Below are 11,429 nucleotides of genomic sequence, written 5' to 3' on the forward strand. Positions count from 1 at the left end.
AATAATTTATCCAAAATAATATCTCTTTTAAAACAATGCCAAAGTTTTAATTTTCTTCGTTAAAGTCAGATTTATTATAGTTTCGTAAAAGAACCAATATTTAAAGAAAGGTAACAAAATGAAAACATTACAATCATCACCAAAAAAAGATGGATTTAGAATGCCTGGTGAATTTGAGCCTCATAAAGGAGTTTACATCCTTTGGCCAGAACGTCCAGATAACTGGCGTGATGGTGCAAAACCTGCACAGCACACATTCGTAAATGTTGCAAAAGCAATTTCTGAATTTGAACATGTAACTGTTGGTGTATCTGACGAACAATATGCAAATGCTCGTCATATGCTTCCTGATGAAGTTGAAGTTGTTGAGATCTCAAATGACGACTCATGGATTCGTGATTGTGGACCAACTTTTGTTGTTAATGATAACGGTAAAATGCGCGGTGTCGATTGGCATTTTAATGCTTGGGGTGGTTTAGTTGACGGATTATACTTCCCTTGGGATAAAGATGACCGTGTTGCTCAAAAAGTAACCGAAATTGAAAGAACTGATCGTTATCGTTTAGATGATTTCACTCTCGAAGGCGGATCTATTCATGTTGATGGTGAAGGAACATTAATCACTACTGAAGAATGTCTTTTATCACAAGGAAGGAATCCTCAACTGAGTAAAGAACAAATTGAAAATATTCTAAAAGAATATCTCAATCTTGAAAAAATTATTTGGTTGAAAAAGGGAATCTACAACGACGAGACTAACGGACATGTTGATAACATCGCCAATTACGTTGAACCAGGACATATTCTCTTAGCTTGGACTGATGACAAGGATGATCCTCAGTATGAAATTTCTAAAGAAAATTATGATATTTTAACCAACTCTACTGATGCTAAAGGAAGAAAAATCCAAGTCGACAAACTTTACGTTCCAAAACCAGTATTGATCACTAAAGAAGAAAGTGAAGGCGTTGATGCAGTTGATGGTACATTACCTAGACAAGAGGGCGATCGTCTTGCTGCTAGTTATGTTAACTATTACACTGCTAATGGTGGAATCGTCTTCCCATTGTTTGGTGATCCAAATGATGAAAAAGCAAAAGAAACACTGCAAAAAGCATATCCTGATCGTAAAATCGTTGGGGTTCCTGCTCGCGAAATCTTATTAGGCGGCGGAAATATTCATTGTATTACTCAACAAGTACCGAACGCTGAATAGGAGGAAAAATTTGGCAAAAATTGTTGTAGCATTAGGCGGTAATGCAATCCTTTCAAGCGATGCATCTGCTAAAGCACAAATGGAAGCAGTTAGAAAAACTGCTCATGAACTTGTTAATTTTATTAAAAATGGTGACCAATTAATTATTACTCATGGTAATGGTCCACAAGTTGGAAACTTGTTACTTCAGCAGATGAACTCTGATAGTAAGAATAATCCAGCAATGCCTCTTGATACTTGTGGGGCAATGACCCAGGGAAGTATTGGTTATTGGTTTGAAAATGCACTAAATACTGAATTAGCTGAAAATAAGATCAAACGTGATGTTATTTCAATTGTTACTCAAACAATTGTTGATGAAAATGATCCAGCTTTTAAAAAGCCATCAAAACCAATTGGTCCTTTTTATACTGAGGAAGAGGTTAAGAAGATTAAAGATGATCATCCGGATTGGCAGCTTGTCGAAGATTCAGGACGCGGTTATCGAAGAGTTGTTCCCTCCCCTAAACCTCTTGTAATAAATGAATATGAAGCAATTCAAAAGGTTGTTGAAGCTGGAATCGTTCCTATCGTTTCCGGCGGCGGCGGAATCCCAGTTGTAAAACACGGAGATCAGCTAATTGGCAAAGAAGCGGTAATCGACAAAGACTTTAGTGCTTCTAAAATTGCTCAATTGGTTAAAGCAGACGAATTAATAATTTTAACTTCTGTTGGTGGTGTTTTCTATAACTTTGGCAAACCTGATCAAAAAGAAGTCAAAAATGTAACTGCTTCTGAACTTCATACTCATATTGACGCTCATGAATTTGCAGCAGGAAGTATGCTTCCGAAAGTTCAAGCTGCTGTTGATTTCGTTGATCAAACTGGTAATCCAGCAGTTATCGGAGCTTTGGAAGATGTTTCTGAAATAATTAAAGGAACTGAAGGAACCAAAATAACTGCTAAATAAATGTATTAAAATAAGGTTGGATATTTTCCAGCCTTATTTATTTATAAGGGCAAATCAATAAATTACGAGGAATTCATGAAATTAATTAACTCTGATCCAAAAAAAGATAATTTTTACTTAGTACCCGAATGGTATCCCCATTCTAAATCATATATGATGTGGCCTAAACGCCCTGATAATTGGCGGAAAGGCGGTAAACCTGCCCAAAAATTATTTGCTGAAATTGCTTCAACTATCAGCAAGTACGAACCGATAACCATGTTGGTTCAACAAGACCAATATAAAAATGCGCGTTCAATGCTGCCTGACTCAGTACGTCTAATTGAAATGAGTTACAATGATGCTTGGATTAGAGATATTGGACCAACTTATCTTACTAATAATAAAGGAAAAACAAGAATTGTTAATTGGAAATTTAATGCTTGGGGGGTTTAGTCGATGGTCTGTATTTCCCTTGGGACCAAGACGACCTAGTTACCCAAAAACTCAGCGAATTAGATGAGTTAGATTACTATGATGTTAATTTTGTATTAGAAGGCTGCGGATATCAAACAGATGGTGAAGGGACACTTCTTGCAGTTGAAGAATCTGTATTGTCCGAAGGGCGCAATAACCAAATTTCTAAAGCTAAAGTTGAAACGATTCTCAAAAAATATTTAAATGTTACCAAAATAATTTGGCTTAAACACGGATATTTTATGGATGAAACTAATGGTGATATCGATAATATAGCCACTTTTATTCGACCCGGTGAAATTGCCCTTAACTGGACAGATGATTTAACTGATCCAATGTGTAAAATAACTAATGAAGCCCTTGATATTTTAAGCAGAGAAACTGATGCAAAAGGGCGTAAATTTAAAATTAACAAAGTTCAATTGCCAAAAATTCTTTTAGCAAATGAAGCTGAAAACAATTACATTGATCCAGTCAATGGCCTTCTCCCGCGTAAACCAGGAGATCGATTAACTGCTTCATACATCAATTGCTACTTAGCAAATGACGCTGTAATACTTCCTATTTTTGATGATCCACACGATCAAGAAGCAATTGATCAATATCAAAAACTTTTTCCTGACCGCAAAATTGAACCTATTTATACAAGAGAACTCTTATTAGGTGGTGGTAACATTCACTCAATAGTTCTTGGTGTACCGAAATGAGGGGGATCTAATATTGAACTTTTTTGAAGTTATTCAGCCAAATATAAATAAACTTACAAAAAGCGAATATTCACTGTTAGACTATGTTGTTAAAAATTTAACTGATGTCCAGCATAAAAGTATTCGTGAAGTTTCAGCAGAATGTTTTGTATCTACCACCACTTTTTTAAGATTTGTTCGAAAAATTGGTTTTTCAGGGTACAGTGAATTTTCAACTGTCATCAAATATACGGTTTTAAATAATAAAGATTACAATAAGACGAGTGTTACTTTTACCCAAAAACAATCTAAATACCGAAATGAATACCTCAAAAATCTTGAAGAAACCGTTCGGGTTTTAGACGAAAGAAAACTACTACAAATCTGTAAAAAACTATCATTAAATCCTAAATTATTCTTTTACGCCAAGGGATTAAGTAAAAATACAACATCTTATATCGAATATTTGTATACCCTAAATGATTTTATTGTCGTAACGCCTCATAACCATGAACAAAGGCAATGGGCTTATCGAAATATCAAAAAAGATGATCTAATTTTCATCTTTGACTATACTGGGGAAGATAAAGAGTTAATCCAAATAATTCAAAAAATTAAAACTCAAACTAGTTATTCCTCAATAATTTCAATTACTGGTGCAAATAACAACACGATTCAAAATTTGAGTGATATTAATTTATATTTGTTCACTGATGAAATCACGATTCAAGGAGTCGAAATGACCTCAAATGTTTCAATGATTATTATCATGGAACTCCTTCTTTACCAATATTGGGAATATAAAGATCTAAATAAACCCTCAATTGATTCAATTATTAATTAAAGCTTCTTAATGAAGCTTTTTTTATATTATCCTGCAAATATGGTCTCTATTTTGTTCAACCTATCTTCTAGTTTTTTGGCACTTGAAATAGATACTTTCCTCAATAAATAGAAAGATTCGATCGAAAAACTAAATCATTTTCAAAGAAAATTGATTATTTTCCATTGTTATTTTGTCAAAGACGTAATAAGTAAATTGAAACTTCTGACGCAAAAATTCAGTCAGAATGTCATCTCTATAGTGATCACAATATATTCAAATGTTTTGATTTAATATACGTACTATAATCGTACAAAACCAAAGTTGATAAATTAATAATTTGATTTTTTGTTTAATTCTTCTTATCTTGATCGATCAAGGAGTATCATTTACCAAGGTGAACGTAACTGTTGCGTTATATCTCCCAGCTTTCGGTATATCACTTGGACTTGCCTTAAATCTTAAGCTCCAAGGATAATTTTTAATATCTTGATAGTTACTCGTAGCGATCTCGCTGTGAAGCGTTTGTGCTGTTGAAAGGAGGTGCGTCACTGCCCCCGTTGTTGTATTTCGATAATACAATGGATTACCTCTAATAACCTTCGTTGAATCTGTTGTCAGCTTAAACGGATTTGTGACTGCAGCTTCCACATGCCACCGCTTTCCAGTTCTCACGTTTCGGTTATCCGTAATTTTTAGATTCTGTGCTGCACTGACATATTCCTTATTCCTTAAGTAGCCTGCGTGGGTACCTAGATCAATGCTTCCTGGTGTTGAAGTTAATGTCTGCGTTCCAACCTGATCCCAAACGTAGGTCCTTACATCATGTCTCGTTCGCGAATCATTAATAATCTGAAGTGCCGTCCTTGCTGCTCCTGTTGGGGCATGAACTGATGTCGGCGTTAACGCCTCCCGCCACTGTTTATTTGTTGCATAGTATACTGGTGTTGGATTGTCTAAATCATCAATTTGAGTCCCCGGATTTGGATCATCTAATCCTAAATCTTCTCCCGTATACAGTTTGGTATTAGGTCCTAATTTCAACTTCCATAATTTAGGATCAGATTTAAACATCTCATATACTGTAGTAACTTTACTAGTATCAAAATTAGATAAATCTAAACTAGTAATATTATCTAAATGACCAAACATCCACATCATTATTTCAACGTTACTAGTATTAAAACTACTCATATCGATCTTCTTCAATAAATGATCGTTGTTAAACATGTGACCCATATCAACTACAGAACTTGTATTAAAATTATTTAACACAAGTTGAGTTAAAGATGTTGCACTTTGAAACATTGCCCGCATATTAGTAACTTTTGTCGTAATAAAATGACTGACATCCAGATTAGTCAGAGACATCATCTCATTAAACATCAAACTCATATCAATACAATTTCTTGTATCAAAGTGAGAGACATCAATACTCGTAAGTTTATAACATTTAGAAAAAAAGCTGTCAAAACTGGTTACTTGACTGGTATCAAGATTTGTCAGACCTTCAATCGAAGTCAGATTGTTAAAATTATAAAAGAAATGTGACATGTTTCCAACCGCTGAGACTCCTGGATTAATCACAACCTTAGTAATGTCTGATCTATATTGCTCCCAAGGCCATAAGCGATAAAAGATGCCAGGAATCGAATCCCAATCCTGAGTTGTTGTATCAACTGTTGCATTTAGTTGATGCGGATAGATTGTTAACGTTCCCGTTTCATATTTCCACCAAAAGTAATCTGAAATGCTGACTGTTTTCACTGCAGAAACATTATCTGCTTTATCTACTGCTACAATGTGAAGATACCTCCCTGCATCTGAATTACGATTAAACGTAATGTTTCCATGATTATCTGTTGCAGATGTTGGATTAAGATTAATGTTTGTTACTTCTCCAGATGAATTTTTATTTACTGTTGGTGATCCTACAGGATTATTATCTATAGAATAAACATATCCTTTAAAACCTGATAAAATCGGTACTTTTACTAAATCAGAATATTTATCTGCTGTTGAAGTTTTGGCCTTAATCCGATAGAAATAATTGGTAGGATTATCCGCTGTATTTACATTAACCACTAATTGATCATTCACAAATGAATTAGTTGTAATCTGAGGAACATTTGGCGCAGAACTGTCCTTTACTGTATGATCCTCTCCATGAGTTGTTGTATTTAAAGTACTCGTAAAATAAACCATATTTGCAATGATTTTGGCTTCGTCCGGGGTACAAGCACCTGTTGTATGCCCCGTTTGAATTACTGCATAATTATTTTTTGTGATTAAATAAGCATTATTATCACCAATTCGTTGTCCGTTATCACTCCAAGCTCGATTGCCTCCTGTATCTAAATAATGTTCAACTGTAGGAACTCCTGAACTCCCATAAATATAATAAGGAGGCAAATATTCCATCCATCTCGTTCCCCCACCTGAATACAGATAAAATTGTCCTCCTGTATGAGAAGGCTGAATATGATATTCAGCATCAGGATCTAATAAATAAGGATATTTGGCTAAATAACCATTTTTTTCTTTATCAGAAAACTTAACAACATTTGAACCAAAACGATCATCATTTTGGGACATATCATCAATATTAGGTAATAATCTGATTCCTAGTTCTGACGCAAAATTATTAAAATATGGATGAACTGCACTCATGACTGTATCATGACCAAAAATTACTGAACGGCCTGTACGACCGAAGTTTTTTACTGCCGTAACGGTAGGAGTATTAATATCTTCATTGTTATTTCCGTCAGATGAGCCAAAATAAATTCCATCATATTTGTAATTGCCACTAGCATCTTTTAGATAACCATCCGGGTTAGTAATAAAATCACTCAAAGCTACCGGGATTATATTTATTAATCCCATTGAAACAGGTTGACCTGTACTGGGGTCAATTTGATCCATCCAAGATTTTAAAAAATTACCATTAACTGGATAAACATTAAGAATATTTATCCTTTTTCCATAATTCGTTGGAGGATTAATCCAATTAACTCCGTCATTTGTACGTTCTACAATATAACCATCAGCAACATCTGGTACGGCATCCCAATCTAATATTATCGAACTTTGATTATTAACAATTTGACTATTTGCCGTTAAACGAAAATTATTAGCACTAACAACAGTGCCTGCTTCACGCGGTGTTAGGTTATTTTTTGGTTTGGTCTTAGGGGGTGAATCTTTTTGAAATGGATCTACAAAACTAGATCCAACATTATTAACTAAACGCCCCCCCCCTGGAAACGCTACCATTATTTACATTTGCGGTATTCTGTGGAAAATCTGCTGCCTTACTCGCTTGTTTATTATTTAAAAGAATCCCGATAGTCGCAATACTTACTATAAGTACAGCTAAATATCCTAATCTTTTGACTAACTTGTTCATAAACTCACTCCCTAAATTGATTTATTTATACAAAGTTAGATTTATTATATCAAAAAGTGGGTTTTTTCAATTCTAATTTTCATAAAATTTTTAGCAAAAAAGCGATCAACAGCCGTCTTATTGGCTATTAGTCGCTTAATCATTTTATGGTGCATTATTCACTAAAGTGAATGTTACCGTTGCGTTATATCTCCCAGCTTTCGGTATATCACTAGGTTTTGACCTAAACCTTAATGTCCACGGATAATTTTTAACATCCTCATAATCACTTGTTCCTGTCCCATTATAAATAGTCTGTCCCGTTGATGTCAGATGTGTTATCGTCCCTGCTGTTGTATCCTTATAATATAAGGGATTTCCCCTAATCACTTTGCTTGGATTGGTCGTTAATTTAAACGGATTTGTTACAGCCGCTTCCACATGCCAACGTTTACCTGTTCTCACGTTCCGGTTATCCGTAATTTTTAGGTTCTGTACTGCACTGACGTATTCCTTATTCCTTAAGTAGCTTGCGTAGGTGCCAAAATTAATGCTTCCCGGAGTTGCTGCTAATGTCTGCGTTCCAACTTGATCCCAAACGTAAGTCCGAAGAACATGACGAGTACTGGACTCGTTCATAATTTGAAGTGCCGTCAGCGCTGGCCCTTGTGGCTCGTGAGGATTTCCTGCTCCCACTTCTCGCCATTGTGGATTAGTCACATAGTAAATTGGGGTTGGATTGTCGATATCATTGATTTGTGCTTTTAAATCAGGATCTTTCAATTGATTAGAGACATAACTGTCGAAAAATACGAAGTCAGGACCCATGGTGATTTTCCAAAGTGATTTAGTATTAGCAAATATGCCCACTATATTAGTACTAACGATGTTTCTCGTATTGAATTTAGTTAAATTAAGACTCGTTAATTTCTTACATCCATTAAATAAACCAGAAATATTGGTCACATTATTAGTACTCCAACCAGCACCATTAACATCAATCGATGTTAAACCCTCACAAGCAGCAAAAACTCTAACCATATTAGAAACATTAGCAGTATTAAAATGACTAACATCAAGCTTAGTTAAGGACGAGCACGAAGCAAATAATTCATTCATATCGACTACATTACTAGTATCAAATTTACTTACATCTAAACTTTTTAAGACACTGCAACTGTAAAACATATTTGACATATTTGTAACATTACTAGTCTTAAATTTGTCGAGATCAAACTTCAAATCAGTCATTGCGCTGCAATTAGAAAACATGGAAGACATATTAGTAACTTGACTAGTGTCGAAATTATTAATATCAAGATTTAATAATTTCGAACAGCTATAAAACATGGAAGACATATCTGTAACCTTACTAGTATCAAAGTTAGTCACATTGAGACCTGTGAAAAGAGAACAATTTGCAAACATACTATTCATATTATTAACCATACCGGTATTAAAATGAGTTACATCGATAGTGGGTAAAGAAAAACAATTTGAAAACATATGACTCATATTAATGACGACATTCGTGACAAAATGAGTCACGTCAAGACTCGTTAAACGGGAACAAGAGTTAAACATATAACTCATGTCATAAACCCTACTAGTATCAAAACGGGTTACATCAAGACTTGTCAACTGATTGCACCTATTAAACATGGAACCCATATTAGTCACAGAACTAGTAACAAAATTCGTTACGTCAAGACTTGTTAATCTAGAACACCCGTTAAACATATAATTCATATTATTAACCTTACTAGTATCAAAATGAGTTACATCTAAATTATTTAAAAATCCACAATAAGAAAACATGAAACTCATGTTAGTCACTGCACTAGTGTTAAATTTTGACACATCTACACTTGTTAATCTACTGCAGGAATTAAACATTTCAGACATATTAGTCACTTGGGTGGTAACCAAATTTTCACATCCTTCAATTGCAGTTGCTGATGATAGATTATAAAACAATCGATAAAGCGAGCCTTGAGCAGTGACTCCAGGACTAACCACTACTTTTGTAATAGTGTTATAGCTCTGATACCAAGGCCATGCACTCTGATAAATATTATGTATATCATAATAATTAACATGATCTCGATCCCAATTGAGCTCATGGGGATAAATCGTCAATACATTATTACTATCAACGTTCCACCAAAGGTAGTCAGACAAGTTAACTGTTTTTGCAGCAGATACGTTATTTGCATTATCAACTGCTACAATGTGTAAATACTTCCCCGCTGCATTGACCCGATTTAAACTAAGATTGCCATGATTATCAGTAGCCGATGTTGGATTAAGGTTGATATTAGTCACTGTTCCTGAACTTGGATCTTTGTTAACTGTTGGGCTCCCTGTCGGATTATCATCAATTTGATAAACATATCCTTTAAAACCGCTTATCACTGGTACTTTTAACGTATCTGAATATTTAGTTGATAAAGAAACGTTGGCTTTTACTCGATAGTAATGATCAGTTGCATTATCCTTACTATTAAATTTTAGGTTCAATGTATTCCCTGTCGCACTCGTTGGATCTATTGTCGGCACATCAGGTGCTGCACTGTCCTTTACCGTATGATCTTCACCGTGAGTTGTCATATTTAAATTACTAGTATAATAAGTCATATTTGCAATTATTTTTGCTTCATCGGGAGTACAAGCCCCAATTCCATTTACAACTGAATGACCAGTTTGAATCATCGCGTAGTTATTCTTTGTAACTAAATAACTGTTACTATCACCTACTTTTTTATTCTGAGGATCAAACATCGAATCAGCAGCATACGCCGTACCTCCACCACCAAATTGAGTTAAAGGGGGAACAAACTGCATCCATCTAGTTGCCCCTGAAGTATAATTAAAATATTGTCCACTCGTATGAGCAGCCTTAATTGTATAGTTAATACTTGGATCCATATTATAAGGATATCGATTTAAAAATCCGTCAACAGAAAATTTTACTTGAGTTGACCCTGTAAAATGATCTGCATCAACATGATAACCAGGCAACATCAATGATGGATTAACACTTGATAAAATAAAACCTACTTTATCAGCAAACTTATTAAAATAGGGATGTCCATAGTAATTTAAAGTATCGTGTCCGAAAATTAAAGATCGCCCTGTATTTCCAAAGTCAGCAACCATTGCATAAGAAGATGCTGTTAAGTCACACGTTTCAGGGGGAAATAATCCTCCATTACCATCAGCCGATCCAAAATAAATTCCATCATAAACATATTTTCCGCTACTATCTTTTAAATACGCACCCGGATTAGCATTAAATGTTTCTAAAGCTACTGGAGTAACATCAATCAATCCCATTGATACCGGTTGACCTGAACCATTATCTTGATTCATCCATATTTGTAAAAAGTTACCATTTGGGGGATAAACGTTTAAAATTTTAATATGTTTACCATAATTAGTTGGCGGAACTGTCCATTGAGTTAAATTATTATTAAGTGTCCGCTCGACAAAGAACCCGTCAGTAACGCCTGAAACAGCACTCCAATTTAAGTTCACTAAACTTTGCCCATTGTTGAACTGACTTTCAGCAATCAAACGAAAATCACCCGTTTGAACAACTGAACCCGCATCACGAGCAGTTATGGTTTGAGCAGTTTGCCTGACTAGATTACCATTTTGCTTATAAGGAGCATTTTGAGGAAAAGTTAAATCTAGGAAATTAGAGCTTATCTGCTTATTTGAATCTTCTCGTTTTCCAGAAATGATCCCATTACTTTCAATTGAAGCACTATGTGGAAAATCTGCTGCTTTGCTATCTTGTTTATTGTTTAAAACAACCCCAATAGTAGCAATACTTACAATCGCTACTATTAAATATCCTATCCTTTTAATTATCTTGTTCATAAACTCATTTCCCTAAATCGATCTGT

General features: G+C 34.7%; 6 protein-coding genes and 1 pseudogene. 4 read left to right on the plus strand and 3 right to left on the minus strand.

Annotation, left to right across the window (positions count from 1 at the left end; translation table 11 throughout):
- Nucleotides 1-118 precede the first annotated feature (118 nt).
- From aguA (R8749_RS07425) to R8749_RS07440, 4 genes and pseudogenes are all read left to right on the plus strand, one after another.
- Nucleotides 119-1,216: an agmatine deiminase gene (aguA, locus tag R8749_RS07425; protein ID WP_317695522.1), complete on the plus strand. Its 1,098-nt coding sequence runs from the start codon at nucleotides 119-121 to the stop codon at nucleotides 1,214-1,216.
- A gap of 10 nt (nucleotides 1,217-1,226) precedes the next feature.
- On the plus strand, nucleotides 1,227-2,165 hold the full coding sequence (arcC, locus tag R8749_RS07430) for a carbamate kinase (RefSeq protein WP_317695524.1): 939 nt from the start codon (nucleotides 1,227-1,229) through the stop codon (nucleotides 2,163-2,165).
- 75 nt (nucleotides 2,166-2,240) lie between these two features.
- Nucleotides 2,241-3,328: pseudogene (gene aguA / locus R8749_RS07435) on the plus strand (agmatine deiminase).
- A 13-nt stretch (nucleotides 3,329-3,341) separates the two neighbouring features.
- A complete protein-coding gene (locus R8749_RS07440; protein ID WP_317695526.1) occupies nucleotides 3,342-4,151 on the plus strand; it encodes a MurR/RpiR family transcriptional regulator in 810 nt (269 codons plus the stop codon).
- 354 nt (nucleotides 4,152-4,505) lie between these two features.
- Here the strand turns inward: R8749_RS07440 and R8749_RS07445 are convergent, their stop codons facing one another.
- The 3 genes from R8749_RS07445 to R8749_RS07455 form a co-directional block, all read right to left on the minus strand.
- Entirely contained in the window at nucleotides 4,506-7,406 is a 2,901-nt protein-coding gene (locus R8749_RS07445) for a BspA family leucine-rich repeat surface protein (protein ID WP_317695528.1), read from the minus strand.
- Nucleotides 7,372-7,539, minus strand: a complete 168-nt coding sequence (locus tag R8749_RS07450; RefSeq protein ID WP_317695529.1) for a hypothetical protein — start codon at nucleotides 7,537-7,539, stop codon at nucleotides 7,372-7,374. The genes R8749_RS07445 and R8749_RS07450 overlap by 35 nt, the downstream gene beginning before the upstream one ends.
- 144 nt (nucleotides 7,540-7,683) lie before the next feature.
- Nucleotides 7,684-11,403, minus strand: a complete 3,720-nt coding sequence (locus tag R8749_RS07455; RefSeq protein ID WP_317695531.1) for a BspA family leucine-rich repeat surface protein — start codon at nucleotides 11,401-11,403, stop codon at nucleotides 7,684-7,686.
- Nucleotides 11,404-11,429 lie beyond the last annotated feature (26 nt).

Origin of the sequence: Xylocopilactobacillus apis (genome assembly GCF_033095965.1) — a bacterium.
GTDB classification, from domain to species: domain Bacteria; phylum Bacillota; class Bacilli; order Lactobacillales; family Lactobacillaceae; genus Xylocopilactobacillus; species Xylocopilactobacillus apis.